Below are 24,560 nucleotides of genomic sequence, written 5' to 3'. Positions count from 1 at the left end.
CTCCTCATCAGGCGGGCTGAGCCGCGAAGGTGACGGGCAGTTCGGTTAGGGCGTGTTGGCGGTGATCGGGCTTCCACGGCAGTTCTTGTTCCGGGATGGCGAGCCTGAGATTCGGCAGCCGGCGCACCGCGGTCCACAAAGCGGTCCGCACTTCCATCCGTGCGAGCGGGGCGCCGAGGCAGTAGTGCGGTCCGTGGCCGAAGCCGAGGTGTCCGCTGCTGGCGCGATCGAGGTCGATGGCGTCGGGGTTGGTGATGTACTGCGGGTCGCGGTTCGCCGAACCGATCGCGAGTAGGACGGTGTCGCCCGCCGGCACGACTCGCTCGCCGACGCGGAGGTCTTCGAGGGGGAAGCGTCGGATGGCGGTGAGCATGGGTCCGTCCCGGCGTAGCAGCTCTTCGACGAGTGCGGCCATGCGGGGCGTGTGCGGATCAGGTTCCTCACGGACGAGGTTGGCTAACCCAGGTTCGCTGAGTACGGTCGCCATGGCGTTGGAGATCAGGTGCACCGTGGTCTCGAAGCCGGCCCACAGGATGAGGAAGGCCAGCGAGGTCAGCTCATTCTCGGTCAATCGGTCGTCACCATCCCGCGCGGTGATCATCGCGGTGAGCAGGTCGTCGGCGGGCTCGGTGCGTTTGCGATTGATCAAGGCCACCAGGCAGGCATGCATGCCAGCCACAAGGTCGCGGGTGGAGGGGCGATTCGGATCGTTCGGCGTCATCAGCGAGCGGGTGTAGGCCTGGAACGCGGCGCCGTCCGACTCCGGGATCCCGAGCAGGCCGCAGATGACGACCACGGGCGTCGGAACAGCGAGTTCAGCGACGAGGTCGGCACGGCCGTTCGGAACGATCGCGGCGACGAGGCGGTCGACGGCTGCCTCGACGCGCTCCCGCTGAGCCTCGACGCGGCGCGGGGTGAACGCGGAGGAGACCAGGCGGCGCAGCCGTGCGTGTGCCTGGTCGTCGACGTTCATCAGGTGCTCGTCGAGTGCCGGGGGTAGACCGAAGCCCTGGTAGCCGTGACGGGAGTTGCGCGCTTCGATGGACATCCGCGGGTCGGAGAGCAGGGCCTTGACGTCGTCGTAGCGGCTGATCACCCAGACCTGCCCGCCGCTGGGCTTGACCGCTTGGTGGGCGCCGCCGGCCTCGCGCAGCCGCGCGTACGAGTCGTACGGGCATCCGGACAGGTGTGGTGCCATTTCGATCGGCTCGGTGAAGGGCTGGTTGGTGGTCACGCGATACCTCCGGTCGGGGTCAGGTCGGTGTCGGCGATTTCGCGACGACTCGCCGTATGCTTCACGAAGTGTTTGGTGACCTTCAGCAGCCACGCCAGTTCGGCATCGAGGTCAGCGGGGGAGTTCCCAACTGTGGGTGATACGGGCCGGTCACGTGCCGCCGCGGCTTCCCGCGCGTCGAGCGCACCATGAATCTGTTGAGCGGTGACTGCGGCGTCAAGTTCGTCGCCTGCGAGTCCGTGGCCAGCTAGGCACGCGCGAAGGAGCTCAGAGTGCGCGGTGTCCTGGTACGGCCGAAGGGTGAGGATTCCATCGCGGATCTCGACGACGCGTCGCGCGACGTGATACTCCACATCGCTCAAGACGCGGGCAGCCGTGCGCACTCTGTTCAGGACGCTCCCAGAACCGAGGCTTCGCGGGGCATCGAAGGCAATGGAGGAGTCCAGTGTGTAGAAGCTCGCCCAAAGCGGACGCAACCGGATGTAGGCCATCAGGCGCCGTGAACGTTGAGCGAGCGCGGAGATGCGCGGTCCCCACCAGTGCAGGGTCAGACCGATCATGACCAGAAGTGCGCCGAGTCCAGCGCCGACTTCGGCGACGTTTTCCAACGGGGAGATGTCGACGTCGGCAAGGGCGGCGGCGATGTCCGCCAACCGAGTGATGCTGTAGAACAGTCCGATCGCTGCGCCGATGCTCGCCGTGATCAGCCCGGTGCGGAGCCAGCTGGGGCTCATCACCTTCGAATACCGGCGGCACAGGCGGATGACCTCGACTTCGGCGGTCGTGTAGGTCGTCAGGTAGATGACGAGGTAGGCGTCGTACTCGACCGATCCGCCGTACCAGTCCTTGAACGACTGCTGGAGATGGTGCGTCGAGTCGCTGTGCACGAACAGCGTGATCATCGCGGTGAGCACCACAACGACGGTCGAAATCGTGACCTTGACATGGCGCCGCGCTCGATCCGGGGCGTATGACCACAGCTGTAGGAGGGCGAGTTGGCTGGCGCTGTAGCACACGACCAGGCACATAGTGATGAGCGTGTTCGACTCGGGCAGGCCGGTCCAAGCATCGGTCCGGTTCCAGACCTCTGACCATCCGGCGGTGAAAATCAGCGCGAAGGACAGATAGAGGAACCAGGCGGCCAGACGCGCCGGTTCCTTGAGGATGGCAGAGAACCGCTTTGCGCTGGAGAGCACGACCGCCCAGGCGAACAGCGCAGCCAGCGGATACAGGGTGGTGTTCATCGCTCGCCTCGCGACAGAGAAGTCGTGATGCGCGCGATGGCTTCATCGGCGCTGGGATCGGTGGCGCGCGGTACTTCTCGAAGCGGTTGGCGTCCGATCCGGCGCAGGATCAACGTGGCGATGAGCTCGGCTTCGAACTCGTCGTCCTCGGCGTATGAGTCGCGGCCGAGCACTCGGAAGACATCGCTGACCTTCATGCCGGCCGCGATGGTTCGCGCCAGGTCCTTGCTGAGCTCCTTGCCGGGCACGTGGGCGCGCAGGATGTGCCCGATCTCGTGGAAGACGATGTGCTGCTGGTGTAGCAGCGAGGTGTCCTCTTCGTAGAAGACGTAGTCGGCGTTGGACGTTCTCATCCAAGACCCGCACAGTCCGCCGATCACCATCGATTGCGACATCAGGACGATGCTTCGGCCGATGTGCTGGCCGAGTTGTGCACAGAAATCCTGGAGATCGAACAGGGCGGGAAGGTCGAGGCCGGCGACCAGCGCAGAGCACTCGCGGCGCGACTGCTCCCGATTCACCGCAGGTCACCCGGTGCTCGAAGCGGCACGAACTCGCGCCGCAGCGGGGTGGAGCTGCGGTCGAGTGCTACTCGCCCGTGTCCGGCGGCGATTCGGCCGGAGGTAGTCCTTCGACCTCGCGCACCCGGTCGATCATGCTCAAGACCAGCTTGACGCTCTCCGGCGGCAGCCCGACCGTACGCATAGCCACGTCCTGGACGCCGGCGTGCTGGAGTGCGGCGACCAGCTTGAGCTGATCGTTCGTCTCCTCGGTGTCCTCGTGCTCGTCGAAGTACGACAGCGGTACTCCGAAGAACTTCGCAAGACCCTGGACCGCGTCCATCATCGGGTTCGTTCTGACCCCGTTGACCAGTTGCGACAGGTAGCCGACCGAGATCGATGCGCCGCCGGCATCCTCGATCGCCCGAATGGCCTCCCGGTAGGAGTACTTCTTGCCGTCGGGCTTGCGCTTGTTCTCGAAAAGGTACTGCAGCCGCTCCGCGATGACGCCTGGGTCGGCCGTGCTGTGCTGCGGTGACGGGTCGTCGGGCGGGGTCGGTTCGTCGGTCGCAGCAGGCGCTGCCGGCTTCTCGCCCGCTCCCTTGGCCTGCTTGCTCATCGACTGCCCTTTCCCGGTGTACGAGCTGCCCGATTGCTGTCCGCTCAGGTGAACACTGCTGGGTCATTTCAGCTTACCCCGTTCGCTCCAGTTGACGTGACCGATTTAGCACAGCTTATGGTGGTTTCATGCTGTTCGCAGAGATGAACAGTTGGCCCGCATCCGAGGACCGCTCGAGATGCCTCGGCCGGATCCGCGAGGCGATTGCGCCTCGCCAACCACCTAAGGAGCAGGTGAAGGTCATGATCGGGATGCTCATTCAGCAGGCCGCAGTCCAGGTGCTCAGCCACGCCGCCAGCGTGATCCCCGACCCGCCGCCGGCGGCGCCGGTCGGATCGGGTGCGATCGCCACTTTGTTCTCCTGGCTCAAGTGGGGCGCTCTGACCTGCTGCGGAGGGGCGGCTGTCATCGGCGGCTGCATGATCGCCGCCGGCAACACGTCGCGTCGGGCCGAGATGGCCGAGCGCGGAAAGGTCACGCTGTTCAGCTCCGTGATCGGGGCGGTCGTGGTCGGGGTGGCGGTGGGCCTGATCACTGCCTCCTACGGCTTGAGCTAGGGCCGCCACCGATCGCATGCGTATCGCCATCACCAGGAGTCACAATGCGCAACCTTATCGGCGCAAAGCGCCTAGTTCCGGGAGCTTTCGCTGCCGGTGTCGTGCTGGTCATCGGGGCAATCGCGGTTCCGCTCATCTGCGCCCGGGATGGCAGGAACGCAGGGAACAAGCCTGCGATCCCGGCGTCTCCTTCATCCCCTGCCGTAGCCCCATCGGGCGCGATTTCCCTGGTCCAGGGCGCCCGCACTGCCGCCGGCATCCAGGTCGGCTTTCCGCACACGACAGTCGGCGCGGTCAGCGCGGCGTCGGAGTATGTCGATGCCGCGGCATCCACGCTTGACCCGGACTACGCCGCGTCGGTGATGCGCGTAGCCGGCGACCCGGGCAACACGGCCCTGCCATCGAACCTCGCCACGAGCATCGGCAAACTTCGGGCCGCCCTACAGCTGCGGCCCGCCGGGCCGTTGGATCCGCCGGTGACGTTCCAGACCACGGCGCAGATGTATCAGCTCCGGAACGTCGCGGCAGACGACGTTCTGGTGCTCCTGCTCACCGACAGTACGTTTATCAACGCGCAGGGCGGGACGGCTCAAACCACCGGCGTATTTCCGGTTCAGATGCGCTGGATCGCGGGGGACTGGAAGATCGGAGCCGTCGGCCATACCGACCAGGACTACTCCGCGCTCGCCGCTACCCCCGATACCCAGGCAGCAGCGAGCCATGGCTGGCTTGCCCTCGTAGGCGCCCCGGGCGGTGCGTCGTGATTCCCGTGGGAGTGGTCTTCGAGCCGCCCGGATCGGGCTCCGGATGTCTTGACGGAGACATCGGCAAGTGCCTGACAGATGTGGCTGCGCTGCCGGGCAAGGCAGCCGAAGCCGTCACCTCTGGGGCGGCGTCCGCGGTCAGCGGCGCGGTCGGTGACGTGGCCAGCTCAGCGTGGGATTCGATCTGCCAGTCCTTCGCCGGCGCCTTCACCACGGTGTTGAAGTGGTTCGGCGGCGTATTCGCCTCGATGCCCGACCCAGACCTCGGCTCGATCCACGGGGTCTACGCGATCAGTCTGACGCTCGGCATGATCGCTGCGGTGTTCTTGCTGGTGCTGCAGGCCGGCTCCGTAGTGTGGACCCGCTCGGGTGCGCCGCTGGCCCAAGCGTTGGCCGGACTGCCCAAGGCAGTGCTGGCCTCGCTGCTCACCCTCGCCGTCTCCGGTCAGATCATGGCAGCCTCCGACGACCTGGCGAACTGGATCGTGTCGTCCAGCGGCAGCAGCATGACGGGCTTCACTCAGCGGCTGACCACCTTGCTTGCACTCAGCGCGCCGCAGGGGCCTGCGACTCCGTCGGTGTTGCTGCTTCTCTTCGGCCTGATCGGCATCGTCGTCGTGCTGTTTCTGTGGCTTGAGCTAGTGCTGCGCAACGCAGTGTTCTGCGTCTTGGTGGCAGCCGCGCCGATCAGCGCGGCCGGTCAGATCGGCTCCTCGACCCAGGAGTGGTGGCGCAAGCTGGTCAAAGCCGGCGTCCAGCTGGCCATGGTCAAGCCGGTCATCGCGCTGGTCTTCGTCATCGGCTTCGACACAACGGGAAACGCCACCGGCATCACCGGGGTGGTATCTGGGATGGCCGTGCTCTTCATGGCTGTGTTCGCCTGGCCCGTCATCGGGCGGCTGTTCACCTTCACCTCGGCCTCGGTGGGCGGGGCGATGGGCGCGGGCGCGTTGGTCGGAGCGGTCGCCAATCGCACTGCGGGCGGCGGACCGGGTATCGATCCGTCTGCTTTCGGTCAGTTCTCCGAGCGCCAAGCCATGTCGGCCAACGCCGCGCGAGGCGCTGGGGCTGGCACGGCTGGTGGTGCCGGCGGGGCCGGCAGCGCGGCGGTTGGCTCGGCGGCCGGTCCTGCCGGATTCGCGGTCGCCGCGCTTCAGACGCTGCACAAGACCATCAACGCGGTGGCCTCGCGAATGGAGCAGCAGGCCGGACACGCAGGGCTGGAGGGTGCGAATCCGACGGCGTACCCGGCCGGATATCCGACGTACGGCTCGGTCCGTATGCCCCAGAGGGCGATCTCAGGTGGTTCGAGCAGCACACCTTCCGGACCTGAGACCGCGGATCCGACCGGCGGTGCTGCGAACAGCGGAAAGGCGTGATCGACATGTCTGCACACACTCCCGCCCGGACCTACGCGGGCTGGCAGCACGAGAAGGTCAATTTCCTCCTTGGACTCTCTGGCCGCCGCGCTGTTCTTGTCGGGGCCGCTGTCTTCCTCGGCCTCCAACCGCTTGCCTCCGGCCACGTCGCCAGCGCCATCGTGTTCTGGCCCCTCGCCCTCATGCTCGCCGGATGTGCCTACATACGCGTGGCGGGTCGCACCCTCGACGAATGGATGATCACAGTGGTCTCCTACAACCTGCTCAGGCTTCGACACAAGACTGTCTTCCTGGCTGGTGCGTTTGCTCCAGAGCGTGGCGTTGAGCCCTCCCGCTTGGACCTGCCCGGCGTTCTTGCTTCCCTGAGGATTCTCACGGCCCAGGACGGCGTGGGCCGGGATATCGCGGTCCTGCATCACCCTCAGGCCTGTACCTACACGGCCGTGGCGGCGGTCGATCCGGCCGGCTTGGGCCTGCTCGATGCAGATCGCGCCGAGGCGATGGTTCAGGCGTGGGGCGAAGTCCTCGCCTCGCTGTGCACCGAGGAACAGCCGATAGCCCGGGTCCAGTTCGTCTCACGCACCGTTCCGGAGACCGGGGGAGCGCTACGTTCCTGGCACACCGGCCACCTCGATCCCGCCGCCCCGCTCGCCTCGGTCATGGCGAACGAAGCACTGCTCGCCGCCAGCCCGGCTACGTGCCGACGTCAGATGTGGCTCGCCGTCTCACTCGATGCCAGACGTGCCCTGGTAGCGATACGTGCGGCGGGCGGAGGCGAAAAGGGAGCCTTTCGTGTCCTCGGACAGCAAGTACGAGCTCTTAGCCCTCAGCTCATGGGCGCGGGTATCACGGTCGCGCGTTGGCTGGACTCGCCGGAGCTGTCCGAAGTCATCCGCACCGGGTTCGACCCGCACGCCGCGGTCATGCTCGACCAGCGCCGCGCAGCGGCGGACGAGCTGACAGACCGCGGTGACCTTCCCACCGTCCGAGCAGGCCTCGACCCGGCGGTCGCTGGCCCGACCGCCGCCGAGAACTCGTGGTCGTCATACCGACACGATGGTGCGGTCTCGGTGACATACGCGATCCATGCCTGGCCGATATCCCCGGTCTACGCAACTGCGCTGGCATCGCTGCTGGCCGACGCGACGCATCGGCGCTCGTTCTCGTTCGTCGTCGAGCCGCTCGGGCCGCGAGCAGCGCAGAAGGCGGTGATGGTTGAGCGCACGAAGCGCGAGGTCGGTATCAGATTGCGTGCTCGTACCGGTCAAGCCGTCTCCGCATCTGAGCAGGTAGCGCTTGACCGGGCCGCGGCCCAGGATGCCGAGCACGCACACGGGTCTGGCTTGTGCCGGTTCACCGGCTACCTCACGGTGACGGTCGACGATCCGGACGAGTTGGCAGACGCATGTGTGCAGGCTGAGGCTGGCGCGGCGCTGGTCGGGATCGAACTCAGGCGAATGTATGGCGCTCAGGACACGGGTTTCGCCATGACTCTCCCCGTTGGTCTCGGCCTTCCGGCGAAGCGGTGGTGAGTATGATGCGCACCCCTGCGACCAGGCGTCGCCAGCGCGATGCCGCCATGAGCCTTCCAGCTGTCGCCATGACTGACCTTCGGCCTCTCGTCCCCGCCGTTCTCCGTGCCACGGAGGCCACCGCAGTCGACCGGGGCAAGCCACACCGCGCTGGCGGAGCTCCGCGCCGCGGGACCAATCGGCCGTACTCCGGCCGCGCTGTCCGTGCACCGCAGCCTCGGGTCTACCGGGCCGCAACCGCACAGCTCGCCGGGCTCTACCCGTTTCTCTACGGCGGTGGCATCCCGGCGATCGGACCCTACATCGGCACGAACCTACTCACCGGCGGGGCGTTCTCCTGCCATCCGATCGCCTGGCTCAACGCCGGACTGATCACCAACCCCAACGTGCTGTTCACCGGCATTCCCGGGGCGGGTAAGTCCGCGCACATCAAAGCTCTTTCTCTCCGGCTGATGTCCTACGGTGTCAAGACCCTCGTTCTCGGCGACCTGAAGAACGAGTACAGAGAACTCGCGCAGGGGCTCGGTGTGGAGCCGGTCCAACTGGGCCCGGGGCTGCCCGCCCGGCTCAACCCACTCGATGCCGGACCGCTCGGTGAAGACCTGCCCAGTGATCCTGTCGAGTTGGAGGAACGCCTGGCCGAGATCCACCGGCGACGGCTCACGTTGCTCAACGCCCTGCTGGCCACGAAGCTCGGGCGCCCGCTGTCTCCGACGGAAGAGGCCGCAGTTTCGCTCGCCATTCACGAGGCGACGGGACATGCCCGCGGGGCCACTCGCCTGGTGGATCCGACATTGCCGCAGGTGTGGGCCGTACTTCGAGACCCAACGGACGAGATGGCCCAGGATCTACGGGTCCGCGGTGGGGATGCCGAGGAACTACGCGAGCTCGTGCGACCGGTCACTGATGCGCTCCGTGCCATGGTCCACGGTTCTCTCTCAGGTCTGTTCGACGGCCCGACCACCGTTGCGCTCGACTTCACCGCACCGATTCAGACCGTCGATCTTTCGCGGCTCAATGGGCGGGGGGACGAGACGATCGCGATGACCCTCGCATGCGTCTCCTCTTGGGGTCAGTCCGCGATCGACGATCCCGCGGGCCCGGTGCGTTTTGTCGTGCGCGATGAGCTGTGGCGGGCAATGCGGATTCCCGCGATGGTGCGCAAGCTCGACGGTGACCTGCGTCTGTCTCGTGCTACCGGCACGATCCAGGGCCTCGCCACCCACCGGTTGGCCGACTTCGAGACTGTCGGCGCGGCCGGCAGCCCGGAAGCAGCCATCGCGGCGAACCTCATTGCCAGCTGTGACGTGCGGGTGTGCCTGGCCCAGGACGTCGCTCCGCTCGCGATGACCCGCGACGCCATTGGGCTGACAGGCCCCGAATGCGCCTACATCGCCTCCTGGGGCGCGGCGCATATCGGCCACGCACTCTGGAAGGTCGGACGCCATCACTCGGCTGCGGTTCGTCTGGAACTGACCCCTCTCGAACGCGAGTGGTTCTACACCAACCAGCGGATGTCCGCCTAGACGGAAGGAGGCTGGTCCACGATGGGTTCACGTTCTGACGGTCCGTCTCCTGCCCGGCATCTCGTGCATGATGGCAAGGACTTGGTTCTCATGATCGCGGTTGGCGTGCTCATGATCGCCGGGTTCGGTACCTGGATGTGGGGCGAAGCGGCCGGGCTATTGGCGCAGGGCGGCCTTCCCCACGTTTCGCCCTCGGGGAGTCTGTCGATCGTCCTGCGCCTGCCCGGGCATCTGAGCGATCCGCGCTCGGCTTGGCCGACCGACGTAGCCGCAGTACTTCCTGGGCCCGCATTGTTCTACGGCGCGGGTTGTCTTCTGCTCGTCGCTTCCGCCGGATTGACGGTGGTCGGTCTTCGCGTGTGGGGTCGCTTTAAGCGACGTGATGACGGATTCGCTACGCGCAAGGAACTCACGGTCCACTTGGCCGCATCGGCGGTCATCAAGCGCGGGCCGGTGGTGCGCCCGAGCTTGAAGAAGACCCCGTTCGGGCTGACCGACGTCGGGCTGCCGCTCGGCGACTCCGTACCCGACAAGCTGAAGCTGGCTGTGTCGACGGAGGACTCGGTCGTCGTGATCGCTGCTCCCCGTCAGGGCAAGTCTTCACAGGTGGTCATTCCATGGGTGCACCGCTGGCCGGGGCCCGCGCTGGTCACGTCGATGCGGATGGATGTGCTGCTGGCCACTGCGGCGTTGCGGAGCTTACAAGGCCTCGTTGCGGTCATGGCTCCGACTGGGATGACGTCGTGGCCTTCGATGGTCCGCTGGTCGCCTACCTCTGGTTGTAAGAACCTGGACAAAGCTCGTGAGCGAGCTGAGGTGATGGTCACCGTCGGGCGCAGTGAGAAGCAGGACTCATCGAACGCCGGGTACTTCGGTGCCAACGCTACTAACTTGCTCACCTTGTGGTTGCATGCCGCCGCGCTCGCCGGCCGCTCCATGCTCGACGTACTTGCCTGGTCCCTCAACGATCGCGACGACACCCCGGTCAAGCTCCTGCGTGATCACCCGGCTGCCGCACCCGGCAGTGCTCAGTTGCTCGACGGCCTCTATCGAACGCCGCCGGAGACCAAGTCCGGCCTGTGGACCACCGTCCAGACGGCGCTGGCCCCGCTGCTCTCGCCGACCGCACAGGCCACGTTCTGCCCGGAAACCGAGTCTGACGGCTTCGACCTGGAAGCGTTCCTGCGTGCGAAGGGGACCATCTACCTCCTGGTCGAAAGGAAACAAGCGAGCGCTCTCGCGCCGCTCATCGCGGTGTTCGTTGACGAGCTGATCGAGACCGCGAAGCGCATCGCCGACACGATGCCGGGCGGCCGGCTCGATCCGCCGCTTGCCCTGTTCCTCGACGAGATCGCCAACGTCGTCCCGCTCCCGTCCCTGCCCGACCTGATGTCGTTCGCCGGCGGTTCCGGCATCTTCATCGCAGCCATCCTCCAGTCCCGTGCCCAGGCCGAAGCTCGCTGGGGCGCGGAACAAGCCGCGATGCTCTGGGGCGCCGCGACCGTGAAGCTCATCCTCGGTGGCCTGTCGGGCAACGAATTGCGTGATCTCTCGGAGAACTTGGTGGGCGAGTACGACCGGCACATGACCAGCTACCAGCGCTCGGACGACGGCTCGATAACCACCGGTACCTCGATTCAGCAGCACAAGACCATGACCGCCGAGGAAATCCGGACACTCAGCTCGGCCGAACGCGAAGCGCTGGTCATCCACGCCACCACTCCAGCGGTGAAGATCCGCATGACCCGGCACTACGAGGGTCCCGACGCGGCGCTATACGCCAACGCGGAAAGGGCCGCGTACACAGTCCTCGCTGAGCATTCCGCACCAGTGATGAAGGAGGAGATCCCGTGAGCGCCTTCGACGAACGCCATGCTGGGCCGCCGTCTGTCGCCCCGAACGCCGGACGTCGGATCCGCGGCCGGCCCCGGCAAACCGCGAGCGGCCTGACACGCAGGACGCGGGGCACGCCGAAGGCCGCGGAGGATGGTGAGGGCCAGACCGGAGCTGGTGGTTCTCATCGATCGCTGTGCGAATGGCACGCCATGACCGAGCCGGAGTACACCCTGGCCTGGGAGCAGCTGCGCAACTGGACCGCGTGGCTTGTCGGTCGCTACCGCTTGGTTCTCGAAGATCGGCTACCCGGTTGCTGGCCACAGCACCCAGAACTCATCGAAGAACTCTGGGCGCTGCGCGCTTGGCGAGCGGAGGCTTACGGGCCCGAGGGCGCTGGACAGTCAGCCGTCTACTGGCATCAGGCCCTTGTCACCTTTCTTGGCCACGTTTCGATCTGGTGGGCTGGCGGTTGCAGAGCCGGTCACGCGAGCCCTAACACGGATCTCAGCACCGAGCAGACCGGTAGGTGGGTGGGCGCCGACCCGCTGGCCGGGATTCCGCAGCTGCTGCGCCCAGCCTCCTCCGAAACCGGGGCGATCACCATGCCCGAACTCAACATGCTCTCCGGGGCGCAGATGCGTGCCCTGACCAGGGCCGGACTGGCTCATCCGCAGCACGCGAGCATCGCTGCGTTCACCTACTACGACGGTTCTTGGTGGGCCATCGCCCCCGCCGAGGACGAAGACGCGATGTGGTTCCGCGCCGACCACACGGAGCTCGCCTTCGACAGCACCTTCCACCGTTAGTCCATTGTCACCACCTGAAACGCTGAACTGAGATCGAGGACTCCCATGACCACCACCGAATCCAGAGCCAACCGGGCAGACCACCAGGCCTATATCGAGGCGGTGCGCGTCGCGCTGCTGCTGGAAGACATTCGCGTCGGTGACGCGACCTTCAACACCGGCACCGTCCGCTCGGCCTCGATGACGCTGCTGCCGCCTGACGACGACTTCGATGATCCCTGGCATCACACCTTCGTCAGTGCCGAGCGCGTGGAACTGCGGTGGACCGAAGAAGACGGCTGGTCCCTGCTGGCTCTCCACGCCGGTGCCGGAAGGCGTCTGCCGACAATCTGGCGCGCCGGCTTCGGGGCGGTCCTGCCCGCCAACGAGATCCGTGCCTGGCTGGCGGTACTGCTGACCATGCCCGGCGTCTCGCCGAGCCAGGACGACGGTCCCTACCGCTCCCACCAGTCGGACGATGCCGCGTTCGAAGCCTCCCTCGCCTTCTACGCCATCTGAGCTGCCCGCAAAGCCCCGGCTCGCCGCCGGGCCGCACCACACGGAGGCCGCACGATGGCCGAAGCCACCATCGCCCAGAGCACGGATGTCGGTCCGATCCGCCGCGCTCGTGCCAGCCTGGTCGCGCTGGAAGCCCTGGACCAGCTACACCAGGCTCCGCATCAAGCACCAGCATCGGAAGACCTGGCGAAGCTACGCGGCTGGTCCGGATGGGGACCGCTGGCACCAGCCTTGGAACGCTCTCGAACTGGAAGCTGGAAGGAGATCGGCGAGCGCATAGCGTTCCTGCTTCCCGAGGATCATTACAATCACGGGATTCAGGCGGCCTACAACGCCTTCTACACACCGCCGCAGATCACTGCGGCATGCTGGCAGATCCTCACCGACCTGGGATTCTCCGGCGGGAGGATCCTCGAACCAGGTTGTGGTGCCGGCGCGTTCATCGCGAGCACCCCCGATGCGATACCCGCGGCCTGGACCGGTGTCGAACGTGACCCCACCACGGCCGCCATTACTCGGATCCTTCACCCGGACGCCACGATCCACGCGGCGAGGCTGGAGGAAACGTCGGTTCCGTCGTACGGCATGGACGCGGTGCTGGGCAACGTACCGTTCGGGGACACCAAGGTCTACGACCCGACGGCGCCGCGCGAACTGACTGCCAACCTGCACAACTACTTCATCTACCGCTCGGTGAAGGCGTTGCGGCCCGGGGGCGTCGCTGTGCTGGTCACGTCGCGGTACACCATGGACGCGGCGGGAAGCACCGGCCAGATGGCCCGGGCTCTGATAGCCCGCGAGGCCGAGCTGCTCGGTGCGATACGTCTGCCCAACGACGCTCTCACCTCTGGTGGTACGGAACCCCTCGTCGACGTCCTGGTGCTGCGCCGCCGTCGGGCTGGCGAACCGGCTCGTCCCGGCCAGGACCAATGGATCACGACCGGACCATCGGTCGGGGGTCAGCAGGTCAACGGATACTTTCTGACGAACCCGAGCATGGTGCTCGGCGACCTGGCCGAAGACAAGGCACCGCGCTGGGGCCGCACTCTGCGGGTTGACGCCCGTCCGGACGATCCTCCGATCGAGCTCGCGATCGCGGCCGCCGGGGGTGAGATCGTGCGCCGGGCCGCCGAGACGGGCCGACGGTGGTGCGTAGATGCCGGTGCCGCGCCGATCACCGCGGAGACCGCGCCCTTCGAACTGCGCGCCGACGGCAAAAAGGAGGGCTCGTTCCACCTGGTCGACGGTCTCGTGTACGAAGTGGTCGATGGTGCGCTTGCCGCGGTCGAACGACCCGGCAAGGAACTGCCGAAGCTGGTGGCCCTCCGCGACGCGGCGCTCACCCTGTTGAACGCAGAGCCCGACCACAGCCGGCCTGACGAGGAGCTTGCCCCTCTTCGGGCCGAAGCGGCGCGTCGCTATGACGCTTACGTCAGGGCTCACGGGTATCTCAATCGGTACACGGTCGTGGAAGGGAAGCCCGACGAAGACGGTTCAGTGACCGCCTCGCGTCGGCGGCCGTCGATGGGCGGATTTCGCCGTGACCCGGACTTCGTCACGGTCCTGGCTTTGGAGGACTTCGACGACGACAGCCGCACAGCGACCAAGGCCGCTCTGCTCACCCGCCGCGTCAACCGGCCGCGTGAGCGCGCGACGCACGCTGAGAGCCCCGCTGAAGCCATCGCACTTTGCCGCGATGAGCTCGGTAGGTTCGACTTCGACCGCGTGGTCGCGCTGCTGGGAGTCGACGCGCAGGAAGCGGCGCGGCGCCTCACCGGGCTCGCGTTCATCGACCCGGACACGAATAGCTGGGTGCCGGCCGATGAGTACTTGAGCGGGAACGTGCGGGCCAAGCTGGTGCGAGCACGAGCGGCGTCCGTCATTGGCAGCGACCGCTTCGGCGGGAACATCCCGGCGCTCGAAGCCGTCATCCCCGTAGATCTCGAACCGGAGCAGATTGAAGCCAGCCTCGGTGCACCGTGGATCCCGGCCACGGACGTACGAGACTTCGCTCAGGAACTGCTCGGATTCCCGGTGAAGGTCTGGCATGAACCACGCACCAACACGTGGAGTGTGACCGCCACTCGGCGCGCGGAAGAGTCCGCGGCAGCCACGGCCGATTGGGGCACCACCCGGCTCAACGCGTATCGGCTGCTCGAATACGGTCTCAACGGCAAGGCGCCTGTGGTCTATGACGTAGTCGACGACAAACGCGTACGCAACCAGGACGAGACGATCGTTGCGAACGACCGCCTGGACGCCGTGGCCGGACGTTTCGCCGATTGGTGGCGGGAGGAACCTGATCGCGCCGACCGCCTCACTTACGCCTACAACCAGGTCTTCAACGCCGTCGTTCCCAGGAAGTACGACGGCGGGCACTTGACCTTCCCCGGTTTGGATGCTGAGTTCGAGCCGTATCCTCACCAGCGCGACATGGTCGCCCGCATGATCTCCGGAGACGACGCGCTGTGCCCGTATCCGGTGGGTACCGGCAAGACGGCGACCATGTTCATGGCCGCGATCAAGCTCAAGACTCTCGGGCTGGCGTCCAAGCCGCTGATCATTGTGGTGCCCTGCACGCTTGAGCAGATCGCTCGCGATGGTAAGCGGCTGTTCCCCAACGCCCGGATTCTCATGGCGGGCAAAGAGGATCTTGCGACGGCCCGCGGACGCAAGTTGTTCGCGGCACGCTGCGCGATGGAGGACTGGGACGCGGTGGTCATGTCCCATCCGTCCTTCACCTCTCTGCCAGTCCATCCGACGGTCAAGGTGGAGTACCTGACGGCGTTGGCCGCCGACTACAGAACGGCGCTTATCGAGGCGAACGCGGACTATGCCGACCCGCGCAAGATCAAGCAGATCGCCAAGATGGTCGACAACCTGGACGCCCAAGCCAAGACGCTGTTGAACCACGCCACTGACGACGGGATCTTCTTCGAGCACCTGGGAACCGACTACCTGCTCGTCGATGAGATGCACTACTTCAAGAACCTCGGCGTGCCGGTGCACACCGACGGCTTCGCGATCAACGGTTCCAAGCGCGCTCAAGACCTGGACATGAAGCTGACCTGGCAGCGCAGTCGGCATCCAGGCCAGCCGGTGGTCACCGGATTTACCGGTACCCCGGTCTCCAACACACTCCTCGAGCTGTTCATCCTTCAGCACTATCTCCAGCCTCAGCGTCTGGAAGAGCTTGGGCTGACCTCGGCGGACGCCTGGGCGAAGCTGTTCGTGCGCTTCGCAACCGGTGTCGAGATCACTCCGGATGGCGGCTTCCGGCTCAACCGCCGCCCGGTCGAGATCATCAACATCCCCGAGCTGATGCATACAGTGGCCGAGTTCGCCGAGCTGCGGGCGCCGGAGGCCTTCCCCGTCGTGCGGCCCGATGCCGAGCGGCACGTCGTGGTCATTGACGCTTCCGATGCTGTGCGCGACTACGTGCATGATCTGGCGGACCGGGCGGACGACATCCGGGCCGGGGGAGTGCCGGCCAACGAAGACAACATGCTCAAGATCTGCTCAGACGGTCGCAAGGTGGCGCTTCACGAATCACTTGTCGGACTCGAACCCGAGGGTCCTGGCAAGGTCGGTGCGGTCGCGGCGAACGTCGCGCGCATTTACCACGGGACCAAGGACCTCGAACTCGTCGGCGACGGCTCGGGCACGCTCGGGCGGCTCCAAATGGTCTTCTGTGACCTCGGCACACCGAACAAGGACAAGGGAAACCAGGTCTACGGCATCATCCGACAGCAGCTGATCGCCGCCGGCGTCCCGGTGCGGGGTATCCGCTTCATTCACGAAGCCGCCACGGACGCTCAGCGCCTGGTGCTGTTCGACCAGTGCAACAAGGGAGAGGTCAACGTCCTGCTCGGTTCCACCGACAAGCTCGGAGTCGGTGTCAACGTCCAGCGCCGCGCTGTCGCGCTACACCACGTCGACGCGCCCTGGCGGCCTGATCAAGTGGAGCAGCGCGAAGGGCGCGTGTGGAGACCGAAGAACCTGAACTCGAACGTGGATATCTAACGCTACGTCACCAAGGATTCCTTCGACGCTTTCATGTGGCAGACCCTGGAGCGCAAGGAGAAGGCCCTACGCCCGATCCTGGCCGGCCAGGTCACCGCACGCAGCATCGAGGACATCGGCGATGTGGCGTTGGACTACGGCCAGATCAAGGCGGTCGCCACGGGCAATCCGATGCTGGCTGAGCTGAACGAGCTGAATGTCAAGGTCAAGAGCTTGGCGAGCCTGGCGGCCAGCCATCAGCGCAATCAGCGCCGCCTGCGCGCCGACATCCACACCCTCAACATGCAGGCGGCCGCAGCAGCGACCAACTGTCAGGCACTGGAGAGCGTCGCCCAGTTCGCCACAGCCTTCGGTGGCGAACTGCCGTGGCGTGATGTCCTCGGCAACTCCATCCCTCACGAAGCTGTGCCCGCGCTCCTCGGAGACCTAGTCGAGTCCACCATTGCTAAGGGCTACTGCGACCACGAAGTGTTGTGGCGCGGCATGACTATCGACTTCACCTGCACCAGGAGGGGACGCGAAGAGCTGATCTCTGCGCGCATCATCACCGGCGATAACCGGCACCGGGTAGACGTCCCTGTGAATAGGGCCTGGACGGCCAAGGGCCAGCACTGGCGTATCAGGGATGCCATCGCGGCCTCGGTTGACAGTGCCGAGCAGGTCGCGGCCGAGACGCGGGCGAACATCGAAGTGCTCCGACAGCGGATCGCCGAGAACGAAGCCGCCATCGGCCAGCCGTTTGCCGACCAAGCCGCTCTGGACGAGGCGCGTGGGCAGCGCGCCGTGCTCGATGCGGCGATCCGCGAGCAGGCCCGGAGAGATGAGGAAGCACGCCGCAGCCGCGTTGCGCGCACCGCGGAGAAGGCTGCTGTTGCCGGCGTGGATGGCGAGAGAAACGCGCTGCTTCTTCGAATGCTTACATCCATGTCCGCCGTTGTCTCGCGCGGGGAGGCTGAGCCCGAGCCGACGAGGCCGCAGACTGCCCAAGTCACGCATGAGTCTGTCCGCGAGCCTACGGCTAGGAGCACCCCAGATCTGGTCGAATCGCGGCCCGCAGCAGGGGAGCTGTCGCCGGCCCAACCAGAGGGCGCTGCTTCGACGACGCAGCCCGAGCCCGAACCCAAGCAGGCGACCGAGGCCCGTGCTACTTCTCCTGAGCCGGACTCGCGAGCGTCGCTTCCCGCGCTCCGCCGCATTACTCAGGAATCCACAACCCAGGAGCCATCGGAGATGTTCGAGCGGGCGATCGCATTGGCCAATCAAGGATTTCACGTCTTCCCGCTCAAGCCAGGCACCAAGAGACCGATGTTCAAGGCATGGGGAAGCCTGGCGAGCACCGATCCCGCGCAGATCGCTCGCTGGTGGAGAGCTACGCCGAGCGCGAATATCGCCATCGCCTGCGGGCCGTCGAATCTGCTTGTCATCGATTTGGACAAGGCCAAGAAGCCTGGCGGACCGCAACACGGCCAACAAACGCTGACCGCACTGGCGGCTGGCCACGAGCTGCCCCGCACGCTCAGCGTCGCCAGCGCTCGTGGTGGCCGGCATCTCTATTTCCGTCAACCTGAAGGTACCGAGCTGCGGAATACCGCGGGCAGCGAAACCGCCGGCCTCGGCCCGCTGATCGACACCCGCGGCCACGGCGGCTTCATCGTCGCGCCAGGCTCTGTCTTCGAAGGCGGGAGCTACCGCGTCGAGGACGACGCGCCTGTTGCGCCGCTGCCCGGGTGGATCGTCGATGAACTTGGCAGGCGGAAAGCCCCTGCGGAGCCAGCCCTTGCGCCCGCGCGTCCGCGTACCCCTACGACCGATCGACGGCGTAGCGCATACGGCAACGCGGCCCTGAACCGGTCGGTCGACACCGTGGCCACAGCACCGGAGGGGACGCGCAACGACACCCTGAACCGGGAAGCGTTTCGCATGGGCCGCCTCGTCGGCGGTGGCGTTCTGCAGCGAAACGACGTCGAGAGCGAGTTGGTGACCGCGGCGCGCCACGCTGGTCTGTCGCCCGGCGAGGTGGCGAACACCGTCAGGTCCGGCCTGACTGCCGGCGCCAGCCACCCGCGCTCCATTCCCGACCGAGACCCCCTTCCCAGGACCCGCCGACAGCACAAGGACAACGTCATGACTACAACAGAGCATGAGCCGGAACCCGCAGCCGAGGCCGTTGCCGCGCTTTCGACCGCCACTGAGGCTGTCGCACCTCAAACACCGGAGCGGAGCGTCGAGAACTCGGAGGCTACTGCGGTCGATGCCGGCGCGGGTGAGGCAGCGCTGGTCATGGCAACGGCTTCTTCCGCCCCGCTCCCCGAGACGTCACCGGAGACCGCTGCCGAAAGAGAGCCCGCCCCTGAACCGGCGCCGACCGCCGAAACTCACGCCTCCGGAAACATCTGGAATGATCTCCGCGCCAGCTTCGACAATGTCCATCAGGTCCTTGCCAATTGGGCCGACCGTGACGTGACAGACGATCTGAAGCCAGCGCTGGACGAGGCGTCGAGGCGCATAGCTGAGATCGTAGACACACGTGGTCAAGCCGACGGTCCTCTACCAGTTGCTGATTCGCGAGGTACCGAGGCCGTCGACCAAGGCGCGTACGACCAAGCGGCAGGCTTCGTGGAACCGGTAGACACCGCGTATTCGGAAGCCCGAAATGCTGGACTCCCCGCCGAGAGCCCTGAGTGGGTGGGGATCAGCGCTATTCGCGACGCGGTCCACAACCTGTGGGACACCGTCAAGGCCGTCGCCGGCAGATACTGGGCCGAGCTGTCTGCGGACGTCCGCGTCGCAGGACCTCTGAAGTCGCTCGCCACCCGGGCCGCTCGAGGAATTGCGAACCTGGCCACCCGCGCGGTCAACCATCTCGAACAGCGTGGTGCGGAGCAGCGGCCCGGCGTCGAGTCGCTGGCGAGCCTTCGTGAGGCGTATATCAACGCACGCGGCGAGGTACGTGCGCACGCGGCAGCGTACGAGTGGCAGCGGATCTCGGCCCTCTGGGGCACGGTCGGCACCCTCGCTCGGCAGACCGGCGACGTAGGAATCCGCGCGGTGGTCGCCCGCAGTGCCGATGCCATCTCCGACCACGCGGACGCGCTCAGCCGCCGGGTCGCTCAGGATGTCCATGCTGGCGCTGCTGCCCGCGCGCTCACCGTCCTCGCCCGCGCAGCCGAGCGCCATGCCTCCGTCCTTCGTGCCCCCAACACCGGTCAGGTCCCAGACACCGGGCCCAGTCGCGCTTTGGGCTCGGCGGGCTCTGCTGGCGCTACAGCCCCCGCCGGCCCCGGGCAACAGGGCGCGGATTCACGAGCGCTTCAAGCAAGGGCAAATGAGGTTGCCCGGCTCGCGCAAGCCAAACTGGGCCAGGCGCCCAGGCCGGATGCCGTTCCGAGCAAGCCGCATGGTGCCAACCTCCCTCGCGGTCATCAGGAGAACCCGATGAGCTACCGGCCGCCGGCTTCTTCGCAGGAGTCAGCGAGAGGACCGCGTTGGTGAACGTGGTGATCACCCTTCTGAGCGGCTGCCAGAGTATTGATCAGATCTCGTAGCTGTCGATCGAACTGGTCACTGGTGCCAGCCCACCTTGAGAAACTATCGAGTCGCTCCAGGGCGACGGTGTAGCCCAACTTCTGTGCCCAGACAATAAGTGCAATCGGCCGCGGAGGTACGCGAACCAGCTCCCACCGCTGGATTGAGTCCCTGCTGACGCCGACGCATCGACCGAGTGCTTGCTGCGAAAGTCCCAAGGCCAAACGGCGGTTACGCAACGGAACGGCCAGACGCCGTCGCTCGAAGACCTCCCAGGGCTCGCCGGCTCGCACGCGCAAACGTCCGGACAATACCTCGCCATCCCGGCCGAGGACTACCAAGCGCCGGCCAAGCGCACGGGCGAGCAACATCAGATGTGCCAGGGTGGGCTCGACGGCCCCGGTCTCCCACTCGGAGACCGCTCTACCTCTCACCGGCAGCCCGACCGCCAGTTCATTTTGGGAAAGCCCGGCATCCAGTCGGGCGGATCGGAGGTCCCCGGTCATTCCCGCGAGCGTCCGCTCCGCCCTAAGGTCTACACGCAGCGTCATCGGCGTTCCCGGCCCCAGTGACACTGCTCAGGTACTGTCGGATGCCGCTCGGGTCGTAGTGTTCCCGGTATCAAGATCTCTGCCCATACCGACCGTGAAGTCTGATCGCCGATCACTCCCCACACCGACGACACCGCCGCGATCATTGCCAGACCACGTCCGGCTTCGGCCTCATCGCCGAGGTAGTCGAGGTCTTCGGCGCTGTCGATCGACGGGAGTTCGCAGATGTGCGGCACGGTCGGCCCGCCTTCGTCGATCACACGGATCTGCCACCGGTCCGGGAAGCCCGCGACCTGAAGCGTGAATTTGCCGCCCGGTTCACCGCTCTCGCTGTGCTGGATAGCGTTGCCGGCCAACTCCGACGCGACCATCTCCATCACATCGGCGCCTTCACGGTCGCCAGCCACGAGGCGCGTGAACTCTCGGACTGCCGTCAGGTACTCGGGTAGCCCCTCGAAACTCTTGGACCAGTACGACACGGCTCACCTCGCCTCGCCCGCATTGCCGTCAGGCCCCAGGTAGACCATGGCATCTGTGACGTGCTGATTGACAACCTCAGCAGCCTTCTTCGGCTCGATACCCCGCTCGTACATCGCCAGACACAACAGCGACGCTCGCAAGCCGTCAAAGTGTCCTGACCACGCGGTGAGCTCCACGGAGCTCTCCGGGCCGAGCGCGATCGGGTCGAGGCCCATGACGGCGGCCAAGTAGAGCAACGTGCCGTAGCTGTCCGTGTGGCCCTCTTCGTTGACGCGTTTGAGAATCCTGTCCTTGGCGCTCTCAGCCATGTGCACCCATCCTTGATCGTGGACCGCGAGACTTGATGTGTTGGTGACGCCATAACGCTGGGGTGTGGCCGGGGGCGTCTGAAGCCCGCCTAGCCGGCGGAGTGGAGACTGTTCGGCGTAGCCCGCGCTCCGAGATACGGTGGCGGCCCGGCTTCCCAGGCTGGCTATTGCCCCGTCTGCACCAAATGCAGACCGCTAGCAGAGGCGCGGCGCAAAGCGCCCTTGATGGCTTTTGGGAAGCGTGACGTCCGTGAACGGCTGACCGTGTGGGGTAGTAGCTGTAGCACCAGACCGTTAGCGCCAGAACCGCAGTCTGCATCCGCTCCTCCGTCGTTCATCGAACGTGGGGATCGCGGTCGGTGATGTGCCGCATCCCGCTCTCGACGGTAAGAGATGCCTGGTCAGACCGATCCAACATAGTGTTGGGATGCGTCGTCGCGCGCGGCAACGTAGTGGTGGAAGTTCGAGGAGCGCGCTCGGGCCTCTTCGAAGTCGCTGCCTGACTGCCCTACACGATCCACAGCCCGGAGGGCGTCTGCGATCTTCCTTCTGCTCGCGGTCGGGCACGTACTCGCTATCGTCCCGTTTTCGGCGGGGTAGCCACAGCTCTATCTCGAGGCGTTGTCCATGGATGACTCGTCCGCTGGTGCTGATTGTGATGCGGTGGACGGTGAGGTAGCCGGGTGTTGTTTGTAGCGGTATCGCAATCCTTCTGGCGACGAGCGTCGGTTCCGGTGAGGAGATTTGTAACTGTGAGCAGGTGAGATCCGCAGACTAATAGGGCAATAAAGCCATCGCCTGTGTGGATCTCTACGGCATCGCGCCCTTCGGTATCCCTGGGTACTACTTGCTAGCAGGCGAAGAGGTCACGTGTCGGGACTGGCTCCCATGCAGTGCAGTGTGCGAACATCTCCTGACCTGGTCGATCTACACGGTCGGCACGAACGCTCATTCTCGGCGTCCCAATACGCCGATACGACCGGGCCTGAACCCGAGCCGCCTTTCCCGACTGCCTCATCAGAGTCACGATCTATTGATTACTGGTTTCGCCAGCCAGCCTTGTTCTCGTCCGCCTAGACCAGCCGCCGGTGGAACAGTGCCGCTAAGCCGTTCAATAGCTTCGATGAGGACATCGTGGATATGTTGCGCGGCTGCCGGACTGTGGTCTGTGCGCGCGGCCAGGTCGTTCCAGATCTTGGCGATGGGGCCCCACCAACTGTCGTGCAGGCGCAGTTGGTCCTGTTGGGCTCGGAAATACGAATGTGGGGTTGATCTGCGGTTCTCTGGTGGGGAGCGTGGGGTGCGGTCAGGAGGCGATCTGGTACTCGTGGGTGAGTCCGCCGAGGATGGCCTTTCGGCGGATCCGGTAGTCCGCGAGGTTGACCGGAACCGGCGGCCCGGTTTCGGCTTGCGCCGGGGTCAACTGGCCGAGCGCTCGGTGCGGCCTGGCCTCGTTCCGGTGTGCCAGGTAGGTAGTCAGGGTCTGGCGCAGGTGCTCTTGGTTGACGATCAACATCCGGTCGAACAGTTCGCGACGTAGCTCCCCGATGACCCTCTCGCAGATCGCGTTCGCCTTCGGGGCCCGCGGCGGGCTCTTCAGGATCCGGAACCCCTCGTCAGTGAACACGGCGTCGAACCCGTCGGTGAACTTCGTATCGCGGTCCCGGATCAGGAACTTGAACTCCTTGCCGCGCTCCGCGAGGTCCATCAGGACGTTGCGGGCAGCCTGGACCGTCCACTCCCCGGTCGGGTTGGTGGTCACCCCGGCCAGGCGGGCCCGGCGGGTCCCGTGCTCGATGAGGACCAAGGCATAGAGGCGCTTCAGCCCGATCGTGTCCACATGCACGAAGTCGATCGCCAGGATGCCGTGGGCTTGGGCGGTGAGGAACTGCTTCCATGTCGGGCCCGAACGCCGCGGTGCCGGATCGATCCCGGCGGTGTGCAGGATCTCCCACACCGTCGAGGAGGCTATCCGGTGGCCGAGCTTGACCAGCTCGCCTTGGATCCGGCGATGGCCCCACGCCGGATTGTCCTTCGCGATCGCAAGAACGAGCTTCTTCACCGCCGCTGCGGTCGGCGGCCTACCTGGTTTCCGCCGGGCGCTGTAGTCCCACTTGCGCGCGACCAGCCGGCGATGCCAGGCCAACAGCGTCGCCGGGCTGACCGGGAACACCTCAGCCCACCGCCGGCGCGAGATCAACGAGGAGAGCGCCGCGAACCAAAACCGGTCGGCCGGCTCGTAACGGACCCTGACGATCTGACGGCGCAGGACCGCATTCTCATGCCGCAACACCAGCAGCTCAGCGTCCTTTGACACCTCACGGCGGAGCAAGACCGCCACGGAACTCAAGACACGGCGCGTTGCACAGTACACGAGAGACAGGAACATCGAGCCAGGATCCCAGCTCGACCATCGAAGGCCACATGTGCCCAGGCCACAGGCGCAATCGTATTTCCGAGCCCTACAGGGTAGAGGATGTCGCGGTCGCGGATCAGGAACTTGATCTGGTCGGCGGCCCCGTCGATCTCCATCAGGACGTTACGGATCTGCTGGACGACCCACACGTTAGTGAGATTCGCGGTGGCACGCCGAGGACCCGAATGCGGCGGGTGGCGTGCTCGATCACCGCCAGGATATAGGCCTTGGTGCCGTCGAGCAGTTCGACGGTGAAGAAGCCGCAGGCGATGATCGCTTCGGCTTGGGACCGCAGGAAGTCGGCCCAGATCGGTCCGGCACGGCGGGTAGCGGGGTCGATACCGTGATCCGGCAGATCCGCCGGGCTGGGAATCGGTCGCGCAGTTCGTGGACGACGGTGAAACGTTCCCTGGCGGGCGTGTGATGGATCAAGGTCTCGGCCGCCTCGTGCAGGGCATCGGCTTTCTCGCGCAGCGTTTGCAGTTCGTGCTTGTGGCGGCGTAGCTGTCCGCGGGCATCGGTGAGAGCAGCTTCAAGTTCACGGCGGCTGATTCGGTGCGGTATGAACAAGAACGCTGGCACCGGCAGGTGGTCCGCCCTCGCGCTGTTGCGGTTTCGTGCCATAGCGGACGCAACAGCGGGACCCGCTCCGCCACATGTCAAAGCCCACCGACGGCTACGTGGTGACAGAAACCGTGCTGACTTCAACCCTACGCAGACCCCGATCAGGTCCACGAACTGCATGCTGTACCCGACCCGACC

The 24,560-nt window shown here is 65.9% G+C and carries 18 protein-coding genes; 10 read left to right on the top strand and 8 right to left on the bottom strand.

Going from position 1 to position 24,560, the window contains the following annotated elements; translation table 11 throughout:
• Window positions 1-7: 7 nt before the first annotated feature.
• The 4 genes from IZR01_RS52940 to IZR01_RS02575 form a co-directional block, all read right to left on the bottom strand.
• Window positions 8-1,234, bottom strand: coding sequence for a cytochrome P450 family protein (locus tag IZR01_RS52940; protein ID WP_323746884.1), 1,227 nt, complete (start codon window positions 1,232-1,234; stop codon window positions 8-10).
• A complete protein-coding gene (locus tag IZR01_RS02585) occupies window positions 1,231-2,478 on the bottom strand; it encodes an MAB_1171c family putative transporter (RefSeq protein ID WP_194922735.1) in 1,248 nt (415 codons plus the stop codon). Before IZR01_RS02585 ends, IZR01_RS52940 begins: the two co-directional genes overlap by 4 nt.
• Window positions 2,475-2,999: a hypothetical protein gene (locus IZR01_RS02580; RefSeq protein WP_194922734.1), complete on the bottom strand. Its 525-nt coding sequence runs from the start codon at window positions 2,997-2,999 to the stop codon at window positions 2,475-2,477. Before IZR01_RS02580 ends, IZR01_RS02585 begins: the two co-directional genes overlap by 4 nt.
• A gap of 67 nt (window positions 3,000-3,066) precedes the next feature.
• Entirely contained in the window at window positions 3,067-3,597 is a 531-nt protein-coding gene (locus IZR01_RS02575; RefSeq protein WP_194893298.1) for a helix-turn-helix domain-containing protein, read from the bottom strand.
• 233 nt (window positions 3,598-3,830) lie between these two features.
• Here IZR01_RS02575 and IZR01_RS02570 point away from each other — a divergent pair, with 233 nt between their 5' ends.
• The 10 genes from IZR01_RS02570 (at window position 3,831) to IZR01_RS02525 (ending at window position 20,010) form a co-directional block, all read left to right on the top strand.
• Entirely contained in the window at window positions 3,831-4,154 is a 324-nt protein-coding gene (locus IZR01_RS02570) for a hypothetical protein (protein ID WP_194922733.1), read from the top strand.
• 44 nt (window positions 4,155-4,198) lie between these two features.
• A complete protein-coding gene (locus IZR01_RS02565; protein ID WP_194922732.1) occupies window positions 4,199-4,918 on the top strand; it encodes a hypothetical protein in 720 nt (239 codons plus the stop codon).
• An 80-nt stretch (window positions 4,919-4,998) separates the two neighbouring features.
• On the top strand, window positions 4,999-6,297 hold the full coding sequence (locus tag IZR01_RS02560) for a hypothetical protein (RefSeq protein ID WP_194922731.1): 1,299 nt from the start codon (window positions 4,999-5,001) through the stop codon (window positions 6,295-6,297).
• Window positions 6,298-6,302: 5 nt separating this feature from the next.
• The gene (locus IZR01_RS02555) at window positions 6,303-7,829 is read left to right on the top strand and encodes an SCO6880 family protein (protein WP_194922730.1); all 1,527 of its coding nucleotides are present in this window, start codon (window positions 6,303-6,305) and stop codon (window positions 7,827-7,829) included.
• 2 nt (window positions 7,830-7,831) lie between these two features.
• Window positions 7,832-9,355, top strand: a complete 1,524-nt coding sequence (locus IZR01_RS02550; protein ID WP_228558843.1) for a putative type IV secretion/conjugal transfer ATPase — start codon at window positions 7,832-7,834, stop codon at window positions 9,353-9,355.
• Between the two features lie 21 nt (window positions 9,356-9,376).
• Entirely contained in the window at window positions 9,377-11,209 is a 1,833-nt protein-coding gene (locus IZR01_RS02545; protein WP_194922729.1) for a type IV secretory system conjugative DNA transfer family protein, read from the top strand.
• Between the two features lie 191 nt (window positions 11,210-11,400).
• Complete coding sequence (locus IZR01_RS02540) at window positions 11,401-11,997, top strand: hypothetical protein (protein ID WP_194893292.1); 597 nt, start codon at window positions 11,401-11,403, stop codon at window positions 11,995-11,997.
• A 45-nt stretch (window positions 11,998-12,042) separates the two neighbouring features.
• Window positions 12,043-12,495 (top strand): hypothetical protein, encoded by a 453-nt coding sequence (locus IZR01_RS02535; protein WP_194893291.1) that lies wholly within the window; start codon window positions 12,043-12,045, stop codon window positions 12,493-12,495.
• 54 nt (window positions 12,496-12,549) lie between these two features.
• Window positions 12,550-16,518 carry a helicase-like domain-containing protein gene (locus IZR01_RS02530; protein ID WP_194922728.1) on the top strand — a complete coding sequence of 1,323 codons (3,969 nt, stop codon included), beginning with the start codon at window positions 12,550-12,552 and terminating at the stop codon, window positions 16,516-16,518.
• 33 nt (window positions 16,519-16,551) lie between these two features.
• Window positions 16,552-20,010 (top strand): bifunctional DNA primase/polymerase, encoded by a 3,459-nt coding sequence (locus IZR01_RS02525; RefSeq protein ID WP_194922727.1) that lies wholly within the window; start codon window positions 16,552-16,554, stop codon window positions 20,008-20,010.
• Here the strand turns inward: IZR01_RS02525 and IZR01_RS02520 are convergent.
• The 4 genes from IZR01_RS02520 to IZR01_RS02505 all read right to left on the bottom strand — a co-directional run bounded on the left by IZR01_RS02520 (window position 19,959) and on the right by IZR01_RS02505 (window position 23,771).
• A complete protein-coding gene (locus IZR01_RS02520) occupies window positions 19,959-20,549 on the bottom strand; it encodes a helix-turn-helix transcriptional regulator (RefSeq protein WP_228554305.1) in 591 nt (196 codons plus the stop codon). The two genes, IZR01_RS02525 and IZR01_RS02520, sit on opposite strands and share 52 nt — an antisense overlap.
• 41 nt (window positions 20,550-20,590) lie before the next feature.
• A complete protein-coding gene (locus IZR01_RS02515; RefSeq protein ID WP_194893288.1) occupies window positions 20,591-21,073 on the bottom strand; it encodes an ATP-binding protein in 483 nt (160 codons plus the stop codon).
• A 3-nt stretch (window positions 21,074-21,076) separates the two neighbouring features.
• Window positions 21,077-21,382 carry a hypothetical protein gene (locus IZR01_RS02510; RefSeq protein ID WP_194893287.1) on the bottom strand — a complete coding sequence of 102 codons (306 nt, stop codon included), beginning with the start codon at window positions 21,380-21,382 and terminating at the stop codon, window positions 21,077-21,079.
• A gap of 1,306 nt (window positions 21,383-22,688) precedes the next feature.
• Complete coding sequence (locus IZR01_RS02505) at window positions 22,689-23,771, bottom strand: integrase core domain-containing protein (protein ID WP_194922726.1); 1,083 nt, start codon at window positions 23,769-23,771, stop codon at window positions 22,689-22,691.
• Between the last annotated feature and the right edge of the window lie 789 nt (window positions 23,772-24,560).

Source organism: Catenulispora pinisilvae (assembly GCF_015356865.1).
In the GTDB taxonomy this organism is placed as follows: domain Bacteria; phylum Actinomycetota; class Actinomycetes; order Streptomycetales; family Catenulisporaceae; genus Catenulispora; species Catenulispora pinisilvae.
This window is presented reverse-complemented; position numbering and strand designations above follow the sequence as displayed.